The organism is Sphingopyxis sp. MC1 (assembly GCF_000371385.1).
GTDB classification, from domain to species: domain Bacteria; phylum Pseudomonadota; class Alphaproteobacteria; order Sphingomonadales; family Sphingomonadaceae; genus Sphingopyxis; species Sphingopyxis terrae.
On sequence record NZ_AOUN01000003.1, the window covers coordinates 99734 to 114279 of the forward strand.

The following is a 14546-nucleotide window of genomic DNA, read 5'->3' on the forward strand; positions in this document are numbered from 1 at the left end:
AAGGAAGAAAGCCGCCTCACGCCAGCGACGGATCCAGAGTCTTGCACGCGTCGAGCAGTTCCTTGACCGCATCGACCGACACCTGCAGGCCCGCCTTGTCGGCATCGTCGAGTTCGATCTCGACGATCTTTTCGACGCCGCCCGCACCGATCATCACCGGCACGCCGACATAGAGGCCGTCGACGCCGTACTGGCCGTCGACATAGGCGGCGCAGGGCAGGATGCGCTTCTGGTCGCCGAGGTAAGCTTCGGCCATCGCGATGCCCGACGCCGCGGGCGCGTAGAACGCCGAACCGGTCCCGAGCAGCGCGACGATTTCGCCGCCGCCGCCGCGGGTGCGCTTGACGATCGCGTCGATCTTGTCCTGGCTCGACAGGCCCATCTTGACGAGGTCGGGAACGGGGATGCCGTTGACCGTCGAATAGCGGACGACGGGAACCATCGTGTCGCCGTGGCCGCCAAGGACGAAGGTGTTCACATCCTTCACCGACACGTCGAATTCGTCGGCGATGAAGTGGCTGAAGCGCGCCGAGTCGAGCACGCCCGCCATGCCGACGACTTTGTTGTGCGGCAGACCCGAGAATTCGCGCAGCGCCCAGACCATTGCGTCGAGCGGGTTGGTGATGCAGATGACGAACGCGTCGGGGGCGTTCGCCTTGATGCCTTCGCCAACGGCCTTCATGACCTTCAAATTGATGCCGAGCAAATCGTCGCGGCTCATGCCCGGCTTGCGGGCGACGCCGGCGGTGACGATGATGACGTCGGCGCCTGCAATGTCGGCATAATCATTCGAGCCGGTGATCTTTGCGTCGAAGCCGGCGATCGGGCCGACCTGCGACAGGTCGAGCGCCTTACCCTGCGGCACGCCTTCGACGACGTCGAACAGGACGACGTCGCCCAGTTCCTTCTGCGCGGCGAGCAGCGCCAGCGTCCCGCCGATATTCCCGGCTCCGATCAAAGCGATCTTCTTGCGTCCCATGGCGCGCGGCACTCCCTTCCTGGCAAAGCCCGGCAGTGATTTCCAGACCGGCGGGGCCACGGGCCAAAGCCGCCTGCCGATCCCAAAGACTCGCGACGCCCTACGCCGATTCCGTCAACGAAACAACCGCGAAAAGGACGAAAAACCGCGTTTTTATGCAAATAGTTCGCAATAGCGTTATTGCAAGATCAGGCCTGATTCAGAACCGAAGCGCGAGCGATCCTAAGCGATTCATACCGGCCGCGTGAACATCGCTTGCGCCGGTCGGCCACAGGCGTAAGACAGGCGGTGGCGATCTTGGGGCGTCGCCAGGCGGGGCCGTGCGCCCTGCGCCTGCAAAAGGATCGACGCCACCATGACCAAGAGAGCTTTTATCCCTGCGCTGTCCTGCGCCATCCTCCTGACCACCGCCGCAACGCCGCCCGCCCATGCCGGCGAAAAGACATGGAATGACGCGGGATCGATCACGCGCGACGCCCTGGTGATCGCCGCGTTCGGGGTTCCGCTTGCCCAGAGTGACTGGGACGGCACGCTGCAAGCCGGCGGCAGCCTCGTCGCTGCCGCGGGCGTGACCGCCGGTCTGAAGCAGGTCTTTCCCGAGCGACGCCCCGACGGCAGCGACAACAAGGGCTTCCCCTCGGGCCATACGTCGGTATCCTTTGCGGCGGCGGCGACGCTGCAGAACCGTTACGGCTGGAAAGTGGGGCTTCCCGCGCAGGCGCTTGCCGCCTTCGTCGGATTGAGCCGGGTCGAAGCCCGAAAACATCATGTCCATGACGTGCTGGTCGGCGCCGCGATCGGCGAGGCATCGGGCTTTCTGATCACGCGCCGCGCGAGCGACCGGGTCCAGGTCTTTCCATGGGCCGATGCCGGGGGCGGGGGCGTCGCGATGACGATGCGCTTCTGAACGATCGGTACGGTGCAGCCACAGCCGCCGCTTAACGCTTCGTTACGCCGATGTTGATAGCGCGGGCGGGTGACGCGCGCGATCATCAGCTTCGATACCGAATTGTCCGCCGGGCTTCATCGCCGCGGCGCGAGCGCGCGCGCCAATTTCGAAAGCTCGGTCCTCGGGCGCTGCCGCGACGGCGATTTCGGCGTCCATTTCCAGATGGACATGCTCGACCGTTTCGGCCTGAAGGGCGTCTATTTCGTCGACCCCATGCCCGCGCTCGTCCACGGCCCCGCAATCATCGATGCGATCGTCGGCCCGATCCTGGCGCGCGGGCATGAAGTGCAACTGCACCTCCACACCGAATGGCTGGAGTTTGCGCGGTTCAATCCGGTCGGGAAACTACGCGGGCGCAATATCGGCGATTTCCCTTTCGCGGCGCAAAAGAAACTGATCGCGCTCGCCCGCGACATATTGACGAGTGCCGGGGCGCCCCGACCGACCGCCTTCCGCGCCGGTAATTTCGGCGCCAACGACGACACGCTGCGCGTCCTCGCCGCGCTGGGCTTCCGCTTCGATAGCAGCTTCAACGCCGCCTGGCAGGGACTGGGATGCGACATCACGCTCGATCCGGCCAATCTGGGCATGCGTGTCCATCATGGCATTTGCGAAGTGCCGGTTAGCGGCCTGCGCGACCGCGCAAGCAGCTTCCGCCCCGCGCAGCTATGCGCCATGTCCGAAGAGGAAATGCGCGACGCGCTCGATCATTCGGCGGCGAGCGGCGCGATCCAGTTTTCGGCCTTCAGCCACAGTTTCGAATTGCTCAGCCGCGACCGTCAGGTTCCGAACGGGCTCGCAATCGCGCGGATGGAGGCGCTGTGCCGGGCAGTCGCCGACGATCCGCGAGTCAGCAGCGGGGGCTTTGCAACCCTGCCCGCGCCGCCGACCCGCCCCGGCCGCATCCCGGCCGCCGCCCCCAAGCCGCTCCGCACGCTGCGGCGCGTCGCAGAGCAGACGGTTGGACATATCGCGCACGAAATCCGCTATGTCCGCGATGTTGTCGCCATGACGATCAACTCGTCGCGGTGGGGCAAGGTGCTATGCGGTGTCATCCTGGCCGTGGCCTAGCGCCAGATATTCGTCGGACTGCATTTCGGCGAGGCGGCTCGCGGTGCGCTCGAACTCGAAGGCGCCATAGCCGGCCACATAGAGCGCATCGGGCTCGGCCGCAGCGCTGGCGAGCAGCTTGACCTTATATTCGTAGAGCGCGTCGATCAGCGTCACGAAGCGCGCGGCCTCGTTGCGGTTCTCGGGCCCCATCCGCGGGATGCCGACGATGATTACCGTGTGAAAATGCCGCGCGACGGCCAGATAGTCCGATGCGCCGCGCGCCTCCGCGCACAGGCGCTTGAACGAAAAGACCGCCACGCCCTTCAGCGCCTTGGGTACATGTAGCGTCCGCCCGCCGCCGACGTCCAGATCGAGCGAGGGCACATGCGCGCGGTCCTCGGGCGGATAATCGGTCAGGCGAAAGAAGGCCGCCGACAGCGCCTCGGTCGCCGCCGCGTCGGCTGGCACGAACCAGCGCTTGCCGTCGCCGAGCCGGTGGCGCCGGTAATCGGTCGGGCCGTTAAGGCCCATCACATCGAGCCGTTCCTCGATCAGTGCGATAAAGGGCAGGAAATGCTCGCGGTTGAGGCCGTCCTTGTAGAGATCCGCGGGCGGACGGTTCGACGTCGCGACCACCGTCACCCCATGCGCGATCAACGCGGTAAACAGGCGCGAGAGGATCATCGCATCGGCGCTATTGTTCACCACCATTTCGTCGAAGGCGAGGCAGCGGACATTTTCGACCAGAGAGGCCGCAACCTGCGGGATCGGATCGCCGCTCTCGCTCTTGCGCACCTCGCGCATCCGCGCGTGGACGTCGAGCATGAAGGCGTGGAAATGGACGCGCCTTTTGCGCTGGATGGCCAGATGGTCGTAAAACAGGTCCATCAGCATCGACTTGCCGCGGCCGACGGCGCCCCACAGATAGACGCCGCGCGGCGCGTCGGGTTTGCGCCCGGCGATCCGCCACAAGATGCTGCCGCGCGGCGGCGCCGCCTGCAGATCGGATTGCAGCGCGGCGAGGCGTGCTGCCGCCGCCCGCTGTTCGGCGTCGGGCTTCAGCTCGCCCGCAGCGACCAGCGCGTCATAGGCGGCAAGCAATCCTGTCACTTGCGGCTTGCCTTGCGGATCGTCCCCGCAAAGCTCAGCACGATATGCTCGTCACCCGGCCCCTGAACGACCAGCCCCCGCAGGAAGATCAGCCGCCCCGTCTCGCGCACTTGCTCGACCACCGCATCGAGCGGTTCGTCGAGACGGCCGCCGCCGACGAACTGCGTCGACAAATCGAGCGTCACCGAATGGCCCGCCTCGAGCGATCCGAACTGGTGCGAAGCGGCGAACAGTGCGATGTCGACCAGCGCCAGCGTTACTGCGCCATGGACATTGTCGCCCAGATTGCTGTGTTTGCGCGTCGGCAGCATCCGCACGCGAGCGCGCGGCCGACCGTCCTCGGTCGGGCTTTCGAGGCGCACCGACAGCGGTTCGATAAAGGCGTTGAACCGGCTCGCGTCCTTGAGGTTCCAGCTGATCCAGCCGCCCTCCAGCGCCTCGGCACTGAAATGATCCGCGCGCTTGGGGTCCTCTATTCCGTCGTTCACACCTGCCGCTCGGCCTCGAGCTTCTTGATCTCGGCGATCGCGCGTGCGGGGCTCAGCCCCTTGGGGCACGCGTTGGCGCAGTTCATGATCGTGTGGCAGCGATAGAGGCGGAACGGATCTTCGAGATCGTCGAGCCGTTCGCCGGTATATTCGTCGCGGCTGTCGGCGAGCCAGCGATAGGCCTGAAGCAGGATCGCGGGCCCAAGGAACTTGTCGCTGTTCCACCAGTAGCTGGGGCAGCTCGTCGAACAGCAGGCGCACAGGATGCACTCGTAAAGGCCGTCGAGCTTCTCGCGCTCTTCAGGCGACTGGAGCCGCTCCTTGCCGCTGGGCGTCGTCGACTTGGTCTTCAGCCACGGCTCGATCGAGGCATATTGCGCATAGAAATGGGTGAAATCGGGGACGAGGTCCTTGATGACCTCCATATGCGGCAGCGGCGTGATCTGGATATCGCCCTTCAGATCCTCGATCGCGGTGGTGCAGGCGAGGCCGTTCTTGCCGTTCATGTTCATCGAACAGCTGCCGCAAATGCCTTCGCGGCACGAACGGCGGAAGGTCAGCGTCGAATCCTGCTCGCTCTTCATCTTGATGAGGGCATCGAGCACCATCGGGCCGCATTTGTCGGTGTCGATCTCGAACGTGTCGAAATGCGGGTTCTGGCCGCTGTCGGGATTGTAGCGATAGACCTTGAATTTTTTGACGTTGCTCGCGCCCTCGGCCTTGTGGACCGTGCCGCCCTTCTGGACGCGGCTGTTCTTGGGCAGACGAAATTCGGCCATATCGCGGGCTCCCTATGCAATCGCGGGCTGCGTAGCCCCATTGAACCGCCGCGACAAGGGGGTGTGCGGCGGCGCACGCGCGAAAGCGGTGGCAGCACGCCCTGCGAGCGGCTAGGCCCGATGGCGATGAGCGACGCCGCCGCCTCCTTTCGCCTTGCCGTCTATGATCTCGACCGCACCGTGCTGCGGACGCCGACGTTCACGCTCTTCCTTCTGTGGGCGGCCGCGCGCAGCGCGCCATGGCGCCTTCTGCTGGCGCCCGTTTTCCTCGGGCTGCTCGCGGGGCATGCGCTCGGCCTCTACAGCCGCGATGCGTTGAAGCCTGCGGCGATCGCATTGATGCTCGGGCGGCGGGTGCCGGCGGAGCGAATGGCGCATCTGGCTGCGGACTTTGCCGCCTGGCGCGTTCCCGCCGACGTTCAACCCGGGGCCAGAGCGGCGATCGCCCGCGACCGCGCCGCCGGCTACCATCTGCTGCTGGCAACCGCGGCCCCCGAATTCTACGCCGCCGCCCTGGCCGAGGCGATGGGCTTCGATGCCTGCATCGCCACCCGGCATCGGCGCGCCGCCGACGGAAGCTGGCTCGCGGCGCTCGACGGCACCAATTGCTATGGGCCGGAAAAGGCGCGCCGCGTCGCCGAATGGCTTGCCGCCGACCCGCAACGCGCCGCGCACCATATGCGCGCCTATTCGGATCATGCGAGCGACGCACCGCTGTTCGCGCTCGCCGACGAAGCCTTTGCGATCGGGCGTGGCGGCCGCATTGCCAAAGCGGCACGCGACAACGGCTGGACGCTGACGGATTTCGGGACGGGCTAGCGCCCCTCGACGAAGGCCTCCAGCGCCGCGGCGCCGCGCGCAACCGACGTCTCGCCCCTCCGGTGGTCCATCGTGTAGGCGAACAACCGATCCTGCTCGGCGCGGTGCAGCGCCGCACTTTCGCGCCAGTGCGGAATCCGCTCGGCAAGCTCAGCGGGGCCGTACAAGACCTCCCCGTTGCGCCAGAATTCATAGCGCTCGGCCACGCCGTCGGCGGGCTTGCCGTTCGGATCGAGAAAATAACAGGCGCCGCGGTGCAGCAGAAACTCGTAAACCTGGCTGCTCACATCGCCGATGTAGACGTCGGCCGCCATCGTGTAGCTCATGTCGAAGAGATTGGGGCCGTCGACGTCGATCAGGATATTGTCGGCGGCGCGGAAGCGGTCGGCGATGTCCGGCCGGAGCTTGGCGGTCCGATATTCGAGCGAATAGTGCAGCCGCTTGCGGAACAGCATCACATGCGGCGCGACGATCAGATTATAGTCGCGATGCGCGAGGAAAAAATCCATCACCGCCTCGCCCATGCCATACCAGGACGACAGGTGCGGATCGAAGTGCGGATTATAGAGAAAGACCGGGCGATCATTGTCGAAGAAGCGCTTGCGCACCGCCGGATCGATCGTGTCGAACTTGGGATAACCGATGACGCGGCACTGGTCGGCGGTGGTGATGCCGTGACGCACCATCTCGTCGACCAGCTTCGGTCCGCTGAGCAGCATGAGGTCGAACTGCGCGAGTTCGGGATGATAGGCGACATTCCGGTCGCCCGACCCGTGCGGCACATAGGCAAAGCGCGGCCCCGCCGCCCCCAATCGGCGCCGGACGCGCAGACAGGTGCGTTCGGTCGATACCACCAGATCGACGCCGCGGAACAGATCGAGATGCCGGTAAAGACGCGCGACGCGCAGCACCGGCGCCACCTTGTTGATCGGCGCCAGCAGCCGCTGCTCCGCCGCCGGCAGGTCGAGCATCCGCCATTCGATACGGTCGTGCGCCGCCGCCGGAATGATCTCTGCCACCTTGTGCCGGATCGCCTCGACGCCGCAGGCGACGACGACCTGAACCGTCGGCGCATGCAGCGCGAGTTCGCCCGCTATGCCTGCGATATGCGCCGCCTGATGCGCCGCATCATGGTTGAACAGGAACAAGATACGCTTCGTCATGACGGCATCCGGCTTTCGCGAAGGATCAGGAAGCTGGCGCCGAACAGCAGCAGCAAGGTCACGGTTTCGGCCAGCACCTTGGACCAAGCGGCGCCGATCGCGCCCATCGTCGGCAGCATCAGATAAATGGCGGCGATCAGCGTGGCGGTGCCCGCCAGCCTGATGCCGATGATCAGGCGCGATCGTCCGGCCGCCATCAGCATCGGTTCGCAGCTGACCGTCGCCATTTGCAGGCAGGCCGCGAGGCCGAGCACGAGCAGGAACGGATAGGCGCCCAGAAACGCCGGGCCCGACATGAGCAGCAGCAGCGGCTTGCCGAGCAGCACGATCGCCGGCGCGAGCAAAAGAAACAGGCCGAGCGCGATCAGCGTCAACCGGACATAGAGCGACGCCACGCCGCGCAGCCCCTGTTTGACGTAGATATTCGTCATCTCGGTGTAACTGGCGAGGCCGATGAAGCCGGCCATGATCGTGATCGACTGGGTCAACTGATGTGCAAGGCGATAGATGCCCGCTTCGGTCGCGCCCGCGAACGAACCGACCAGCAAGACCGGCAGTTGCTGCGCCACCGTATAGGCCATGGTTCCGAAATTGGATGCGACCATCAATTCGGGAAGCCCCTTGTTCTCGCGCCACACGCGCCACCAATGCCGGCCGTCGGGTCGGCCATAAGCGCGGCGGCACGACCGGTTGGCGAGCCACCAGAAGACGAGCGTGCTCGCCATCTCCGAACCCGCCCACACGATCAGGAACATCTCGAGCGACGGGTGCGTGAAAAAGGCGACAACGGCACCCAACGTCTTCAGCGTGGGCACCACCGCTTCGGCGAGGAAGGTTTGCGAAAATTCGGAATGGAGCCGCAATATCCCGCGCGGCACATTGCGGATCGACAGCATGAACAGCACGACATAGGCGAACGCCGTCCAGACGAGTTCGGCCGGCATGCCCAGCAACCCTCGCCCCAGCCAGAGGATCATCGCCGCCGCGCCAATGCCGAGCAGCGCCATCGCCAGATCGACCGCGGTGCAAAAGCGGATGAGGCGCGCCAGGGCCGGATGATCGCCGCTGTGGATATGTTCCTGGCCATATTTGACCAGCACCTGCCAGATGTTGAAATTGAGGATCGCCTGCAGCACCAGCGTCGAACTGAGAATCAGGGCAAAGGAGCCATAGGCAGCCGGCCCCAGGCCGCGCGTGACGATCGCAAGGTAGAAGAGGCTGAGGATTGCGCCATAACCCTTGCCCCCGAGAATCCAGCTCAGGTGGGTCATGATGCGCCGGAAAGGCCCCTGGTCGCCCGTGTCGGCAGCCGGCGCGCCGAGGCGCCGCACCGCCGCAATACCCTTATCGATCCAGGTCCGATAGAAGAGTGGCCGGCGGTCGGCCGGGGGCGGAGCGGGTTCCATGCGCGCGGCCTATATCGCCTTTGGCGTCGTTTTCCATCCATTTGCACAGCCAAATCGACGGAAAACGACTTCCCTTTCGCTCTGCTGATCTAGTAACGCGGGACAGGACAGAGGCGTTCGGGAATGGAAACGGGAGTGCGCGTGGGTCTGTCCGCACAGATCGAAGGGGGGGCCGCAGGCGGTGCGCCTTGCAGCGAGCCCCCGTGGCTGAGCATCCTGATCCCCGTCTATAATGTCGAGCCTTATCTGCGCGATTGCCTGGCGTCGCTGTTGCCGCAGCTCCCGCCGGTTGGGGTGGAGGTGATCCTGCTCGACGACGCTTCGACCGATGGCTCGCTCGGGCTGTGTAGCGAGATCTGCCCGCAGTCGCACCCGCAAGTCCGGCTGATGCGCCATCCCAGCAACGCCGGATTGAGCGCGGCGCGCAATACGATGCTCGACGCGGCGCGGGGCGATTATATCTGGTTCGTCGATTCCGACGATGAAGTCATGCCGGGCGCGATCGCCAGGCTCCGGGCTATTATCGACCGCGATGCGCCCGATCTTGTCCTTTGCGATTACGAGCGCGGCGGCCGGCATCTGAGCAGTTTCGCCGGCCCGTCCGGTCGGCCCAGCGCCGATCGGGAGGCATTGCTGCAAGGCGTTTTTGCGCGGCGGCGGCTGCATAGCTGGAGCAAGATCGCGCGCCGGTCGCTCTGGGGCGACGACCTGCGCTTCCCCGCCGGACGATGCTTCGAAGATATCGCGACGACGCCGTGGCTGCTGCTTCGTGCCCGGACCCATTATCACGCAGCCGAGGCCTGGGTGCGCTATCGCGACCGTCCCGACAGCATCATGGGGGCGCTGCGCCGGTCGCGGGGACGCTTCGACGATTGCCGGAACGACGATCTGGCAATGAGCCTGGCCGGCTTCGACGCAGCGACGCGCGAGGCGCTCCCCGCCATGAGCGACGTCACCCGCCACCATATCGCGCATTTCTGGGCGAAGGAGTTCACCAAAATCTGCTGGCGGCTGCTGTCGAGCAGCGCCTTTCGCATGCCCTGGCGTGACCTGCGCCGCAAGCTCGCCCGCTATCGCGGTATGATGGACGCCGAATCGCCGATCGCTTTTGCGACGCTCGCGCGCCTTTACCGGAGCCGCGGGCGCTTGCCGCGCGCGGTGATACTATCCGCCTGCCTGTGGTTGGCGCAAGCGGACGATGCCGGGTGAACGACGGCGCGGCGGACGACAAAGGGCCGTGGCTCAGCATTCTCATGCCGGTTTTCAACGTCGCGCCCTATCTGGCCGAGACGCTTGCCTCGATCGCCGCGCAGCTTCCCGCGGCGGGCGTGGAACTGCTGCTTCTTGACGATTGGTCGACCGACGGATCGGACGCCATCGGCGCGCGGATCTGCGCAGAGATCGGACCCGCGGCAAGCTTACATCGGCAGGCGGAAAACGGCGGCGTCGCCGCGGCGCGCAATCGCCTGCTCGACTTGGCGAGGGGCGATTATGTCTGGTTTATCGATGCCGACGACCTGCTGCTTCCCGGCGCGATCGCCGCGCTACACGCGATCGTCATGCGCGATGCACCCGATCTGGTCCTTTGCGATTATCGCAAGCGGGGCCGCGACGAGGCGGCTTTCACGGGAACTGCGCGCCGCATCGTGAGCGACCGCGAAGCATTGCTTCATGGCCTGTTCGCTCGCCGCCGGATGCATTTATGGACCAAGATCGCGCGCCGCAACCTATGGCATGATCTGCGCTTTCCGCCCCTCGCCTGCTTTGAGGATATGGCAGTCGTCCCGCATCTGTTCTTGACGGTGCGCAGTCATTATTACGAGCCCGCGCCGTGGATCGACTATCGTGTGCGGGAGGGCAGCCTGACCGGGCTCGCGACCCGCACGGCAGGACATTTCGACACGGCTGGCAATGACGCGCTGACAGCGGTTCTGGCGGACATCATGGCGGCGGTGACGGCCGGTCTGCCCGCCATGCACGATGACATGCGCTACTGCCTCGCCCAATTTTGCGCGAAGGAATATACGAAAATCGGCTGGCGTCTCGTCAGCACGCGCGCCGGCCGGATTCCGTGGCAGGCGCTGCGCCGCGAACTGCGACGCTACCGCGATCTCACCGAGGCAGCGTCGCCGATGCCTTTCGCGGCGCTGCTCCGCACGCACCGACAGCACCGCAAATTCGGGCGCTGGTTCGTTCTGGCCCTGTTTGTGCGCCTGGCCGCATAGGGCCCTGACCCTAGCCGCGCTGGGCCAGAATGCGTTCAATCAGCGTCACGTCCGACGGCTTGTCGGCGTCGATACAGGCTTCGGCGTCGGACATCGGCACCACGCGCGCGGCGAGGCCGAAGCGGCACCCGGCGCGGGCGACGCCGCCCTGGATCGTGAACAGTCGCAGCAAAGCTCCCGCGAGCAGCCACGGTCCGAAGGCGGCAACGATCTTCAGCCCCTTCTTGCGGTCGCGTTCGATCCGTCCCCAAAAGTCGAGCAGCGGCAGCACGCGCTGCCCGCGCAGGCGAAAGAGATTGGCGCCCGACCACCAGCCGCGACGAAATTTGAGCCAGGTGCGCCGCGATTCGGGATAGCGCGCGAGCAGTACGCGCCGCTCGACCATCGCAACCGCGACGTCGCTGCCCGCTGCCCCGGCGAGGAATTCGGCGATCATCGCAGGCGTCAGCAACACATTGTCGGCCGTCGTCACCAGCACCGGTGCGTCGCCTTCGGGCAGGGCGGCGGCGAGCGAGGCACTGATTCCCTGTCCCGAATCGGCAAAGTGCAGGTCGGGCACGGTCGCCAACATGGGCTCGCGCGCCAGTTCGGCGCTGTTCTGCGCGAGCACCCGGATCGCGCCCACCTCGGGCGCGGCACGCAGCGCGGCGATGACATGGACAAGCATCGGCCGTCCGCCGACCGGCAGCAGCGCCTTGGTCGATACGCCGCTGCCGGTCAGCAGCGGGTCGGCACCGGGGCGGCTTCCGGCGAGGACGATGGCGGAAATCGGTCCGGGGATGGGAGCTGTCATTGCGCCGCCGCCGCAGGCGCGACCCGGCGCGCCGTCACGCCGCGCAGAAAGTCGGTGGCCTCGTCGAGCACTGGCCCTTTCGCGCGAAAGGGGGCCGCAAGCGCCATGACGATGCCGGTGTGCCCCATGCCCGGATAGACGCGCAGCGTCGCCGATCCGCCCAGCCGTTCGATCGCGGCGGAAAGGTTCCGGCTGTTGCGCGGGCGCACCGTTTCGTCCTCGTCGCCGCTCGCCAGCCATAGCGGGGGCGCATCGCCGCGCGCATAGTGAATCGGCTGCGTCTTTTCGCGCGGGCGCACCTTGCCCATCGCGCGGTCGGCCATGCCGCCCTTTTCGAACGGCAGGAAATCATAGGGGCCCGCGAGGCCCGCAACGCCGCGGATCACCGACGCGTCGCTCTTGGCCGCGCGCATCCATACCGGATCGAGCGCGAGCATCACCGCATTATAGGCACCCGCCGAATGGCCCATCAGCGCGATACGATCGGGATCGCCGCCCAGTTCGCCGATGTGGCGGTGGGTCCACGCGACAGCCGCCGCGGCGTCCTCCAGAAAGTCGGGCCAATGCGCCTTGGGGACCAGCCGGTAATCGGGGATCACGACAACGAAGCCCTGACTGGCCAGCGCCCGGCCGGCGAAGCCGTAGCTTTGCCGTTCACCGCTGCCCCAGCCGCCGCCATAGAAGAAGACCACGACCGGCAGCCGGTCGCCCGCCTGCGCCTGTTCGGGCACCCAGATATCGAGCGATTGCCGCACGCCGCGGCCATAGGGCTGGTCCGCAAGGAGCAGGCGCGCGCCCTTGCCGCTGCCGAGCAGCTTGTCGGCAAGGTCGAGCGACTTGGCGCCGCCCGCGACGATCGCCCTGGCTCCGCCGCCGAACAGCAGCACGAGCAAGCCGATGAGAAGAAGGAATTTGATCAACCGCCGTTGTTCCCTGACCGTCCGATCCGCCATTGCTTCACCCCGCGACCCGGCCCGTCTCCGCGCCCTACAGATGTCGGCGAGCGCGAACAAGCGCCGTGCGCGTTACCTTTTCGCGCGTCGTGCGTTGGGCGGGCATGACCAGCCCCTATTCGCGCCCCGCCCTGATCTGCAACGACCGGAGCGGCAGCTATGACGAGAGCATCCACCGCCAATTGATTGACGCGTGCGCAGCCGCAGGCGCGCGCGTCGCGGCAAGCTTCGTCCTGCCGAAGGACGATCTGCCCGACGCGGCGGCGCTGCGCGCAAGCGACATCGACCTGCTGATCGTGTGGACCGGCGACGGGACGATCAATGCCGCCGCGACCGGTTGCGAAGGCTGGCACGGCCCGCTGTTGCCGCTGCCCGGTGGCACGCTGAACCTCCTGTCGAAACATTTGCATGGCGACCATCCGGCCCCCGCCATTTTGGAGCGCGCGCTGGTGAGCGGCGGGCGGCGCGCCCCGGTCCCGACCATCCGGTCGGCGGCGCGCGAAGCGTTCATCACAGTCGTCGCGGGGCCGGCGACACGCTGGGCCGAGGTCCGCGAAACGATGCGCAGCCAAGGGCTGATCGAAGCGAGCCGCGAAGCGCCCGACGCGCTCGAGGAAATGCTCAACGCCCCCGGGGTGCAGGTCGCGGGATCGGGCGCCGCCTATCCGGCGATCATCCTGACCCCGACCCGTGACGGCATTACCGCCGACGGCATAGTGGCGGACGCCACGGGCGATGTGCTGCGCCACGGGCTCGCATGGCTCGGCGGCGATTTTCGCGATGGTCCGCACGAGCGCGTCGCGACCGCGGAAACAATCATTCTCGAAAGCGATCGCATCATCGCGCTCGAATATGACGGCGAACTGGCCGAAATCCCCTCGCCCGCCCGCTTTTCGATCGGGCAGAGCGCGCTCGACTTCATCGCGACCGCCTGATGCGCCTGTTCCACATCAGCGACCTGCACTTCGGGCTCGAAGATCGCGACGCGCTCGCCTGGTTCCGCGAATGCGTTCGCCGCGAACAGCCCGACGCGGTGTTGATAACCGGCGATCTGACGATGCGGGCGCGGAGCCGCGAATTCGCCGCCGCCTGCGATTGGATCATGGCGCTCGACCTGCCTGTGACGGTCGAAGTCGGCAACCACGACCTGCCTTATTTCAACCCGGTCGCGCGGTTCCTGCACCCTTATCGCCGGATTCGGCGGATCGAGGCGCTGGTCGAACGCGAGCTCGACTTTCGCAACCTGGCCGTCGTTCCGCTGAAGACCACGGCGCGGGCGCAATGGCGGCTCGACTGGTCGAAAGGCTGGGTGACACGCAAGGCGCTCGCCCGCACACTCGCGGCGATCGATGCCCTGCCGCGCGGGACGCAGGTGCTGGTGACGGCGCACCACCCGCTCGTCGAAGCGGGGACCAAGGGGCGCGCGCTGACCCGCGGCGGCGCGGCGGCACTTGCCGCCCTTGCCGATCGCGGCGTCGCCGCCGTACTGACCGGGCATGTCCATGACGCCTTCGATCTGATCGCCGACACCCCCGCAGGCCCGATCCGCATGATCGGCGCCGGCACCCTGTCGCGCCGGATCCGGTCGACGCCGCCGAGCTTCAACGAATTGCGTATTCGCGGCGGGGAGATTTCGGTCCGCGTCCGCAATCTGGCGCGGGTGCCGACTCCCGACATGCTGATCGACGCCATACCGCCCGACGCGCGGCCGCCACGCGAACCCGGCGAGCCCATTGCACCCGTCGGCGCGGTGCCGCCGACCGATCCGCCCGTCCATTGACGCATCGGGATTGACGCAGTGCCGCGTCCCGTTAGGTTGCACAAAAAAA

The 14546-nt window shown here is 66.5% G+C and carries 15 protein-coding genes; 7 read left to right on the plus strand and 8 right to left on the minus strand.

The window, feature by feature from the left end; translation table 11 throughout:
• Nucleotides 1-16 precede the first annotated feature (16 nt).
• On the minus strand, nt 17-979 hold the full coding sequence (gene mdh / locus EBMC1_RS04240; RefSeq protein WP_003041135.1) for a malate dehydrogenase: 963 nt from the start codon (nt 977-979) through the stop codon (nt 17-19).
• Between the two features lie 355 nt (nt 980-1334).
• On the opposite strand from mdh, the gene EBMC1_RS04245 reads away from it, so the two are divergent.
• Both EBMC1_RS04245 and EBMC1_RS04250 read left to right on the plus strand, forming a co-directional pair.
• Nucleotides 1335-1886 (plus strand): phosphatase PAP2 family protein, encoded by a 552-nt coding sequence (locus EBMC1_RS04245; protein ID WP_003041139.1) that lies wholly within the window; start codon nt 1335-1337, stop codon nt 1884-1886.
• Nucleotides 1887-1955: 69 nt separating this feature from the next.
• Nucleotides 1956-2999 (plus strand): polysaccharide deacetylase family protein, encoded by a 1044-nt coding sequence (locus tag EBMC1_RS04250; protein ID WP_003041141.1) that lies wholly within the window; start codon nt 1956-1958, stop codon nt 2997-2999.
• Here the strand turns inward: EBMC1_RS04250 and zapE are convergent.
• The 3 genes from zapE to EBMC1_RS04265 are packed head-to-tail and all read right to left on the minus strand — an operon-like array spanning nt 2970 to nt 5358.
• Nucleotides 2970-4091 carry a cell division protein ZapE gene (gene zapE, locus EBMC1_RS04255; RefSeq protein ID WP_003041143.1) on the minus strand — a complete coding sequence of 374 codons (1122 nt, stop codon included), beginning with the start codon at nt 4089-4091 and terminating at the stop codon, nt 2970-2972. The genes EBMC1_RS04250 and zapE overlap by 30 nt on opposite strands.
• On the minus strand, nt 4088-4579 hold the full coding sequence (locus EBMC1_RS04260) for a PaaI family thioesterase (protein WP_003041146.1): 492 nt from the start codon (nt 4577-4579) through the stop codon (nt 4088-4090). The genes zapE and EBMC1_RS04260 overlap by 4 nt, the downstream gene beginning before the upstream one ends.
• Nucleotides 4576-5358 (minus strand): succinate dehydrogenase iron-sulfur subunit, encoded by a 783-nt coding sequence (locus EBMC1_RS04265; protein WP_003041149.1) that lies wholly within the window; start codon nt 5356-5358, stop codon nt 4576-4578. The genes EBMC1_RS04260 and EBMC1_RS04265 overlap by 4 nt, the downstream gene beginning before the upstream one ends.
• Before the next feature lie 126 nt (nt 5359-5484).
• Here EBMC1_RS04265 and EBMC1_RS04270 point away from each other — a divergent pair, with 126 nt between their 5' ends.
• Nucleotides 5485-6177: an HAD-IB family hydrolase gene (locus tag EBMC1_RS04270; protein ID WP_040589596.1), complete on the plus strand. Its 693-nt coding sequence runs from the start codon at nt 5485-5487 to the stop codon at nt 6175-6177.
• On the opposite strand, the gene EBMC1_RS04275 is transcribed toward EBMC1_RS04270, so the two are convergent.
• Both EBMC1_RS04275 and EBMC1_RS04280 read right to left on the minus strand, forming a co-directional pair.
• Nucleotides 6174-7340: a hypothetical protein gene (locus tag EBMC1_RS04275; protein WP_003041154.1), complete on the minus strand. Its 1167-nt coding sequence runs from the start codon at nt 7338-7340 to the stop codon at nt 6174-6176. The two genes, EBMC1_RS04270 and EBMC1_RS04275, sit on opposite strands and share 4 nt — an antisense overlap.
• A complete protein-coding gene (locus EBMC1_RS04280; protein WP_003041155.1) occupies nt 7337-8746 on the minus strand; it encodes a lipopolysaccharide biosynthesis protein in 1410 nt (469 codons plus the stop codon). Before EBMC1_RS04280 ends, EBMC1_RS04275 begins: the two co-directional genes overlap by 4 nt.
• A 141-nt stretch (nt 8747-8887) precedes the next feature.
• Between EBMC1_RS04280 and EBMC1_RS17735 the strand changes: the two genes are divergently transcribed.
• Both EBMC1_RS17735 and EBMC1_RS04290 read left to right on the plus strand, forming a co-directional pair.
• Entirely contained in the window at nt 8888-9955 is a 1068-nt protein-coding gene (locus tag EBMC1_RS17735; RefSeq protein WP_196795395.1) for a glycosyltransferase family 2 protein, read from the plus strand.
• Nucleotides 9952-10971: a glycosyltransferase gene (locus tag EBMC1_RS04290; protein WP_003041160.1), complete on the plus strand. Its 1020-nt coding sequence runs from the start codon at nt 9952-9954 to the stop codon at nt 10969-10971. Before EBMC1_RS17735 ends, EBMC1_RS04290 begins: the two co-directional genes overlap by 4 nt.
• 10 nt (nt 10972-10981) lie before the next feature.
• On the opposite strand, the gene EBMC1_RS04295 is transcribed toward EBMC1_RS04290, so the two are convergent.
• Nucleotides 10982-11764, minus strand: coding sequence for a nucleotidyltransferase family protein (locus EBMC1_RS04295; RefSeq protein WP_003041163.1), 783 nt, complete (start codon nt 11762-11764; stop codon nt 10982-10984).
• Nucleotides 11761-12684 carry an alpha/beta hydrolase gene (locus tag EBMC1_RS04300; RefSeq protein WP_003041166.1) on the minus strand — a complete coding sequence of 308 codons (924 nt, stop codon included), beginning with the start codon at nt 12682-12684 and terminating at the stop codon, nt 11761-11763. Before EBMC1_RS04300 ends, EBMC1_RS04295 begins: the two co-directional genes overlap by 4 nt.
• Before the next feature lie 137 nt (nt 12685-12821).
• Here EBMC1_RS04300 and EBMC1_RS04305 point away from each other — a divergent pair, with 137 nt between their 5' ends.
• Both EBMC1_RS04305 and EBMC1_RS04310 read left to right on the plus strand, forming a co-directional pair.
• On the plus strand, nt 12822-13652 hold the full coding sequence (locus EBMC1_RS04305) for a diacylglycerol/lipid kinase family protein (RefSeq protein WP_051066336.1): 831 nt from the start codon (nt 12822-12824) through the stop codon (nt 13650-13652).
• Nucleotides 13652-14497 carry a metallophosphoesterase family protein gene (locus EBMC1_RS04310; protein ID WP_003041171.1) on the plus strand — a complete coding sequence of 282 codons (846 nt, stop codon included), beginning with the start codon at nt 13652-13654 and terminating at the stop codon, nt 14495-14497. The genes EBMC1_RS04305 and EBMC1_RS04310 overlap by 1 nt, the downstream gene beginning before the upstream one ends.
• Nucleotides 14498-14546: the final 49 nt, after the last annotated feature.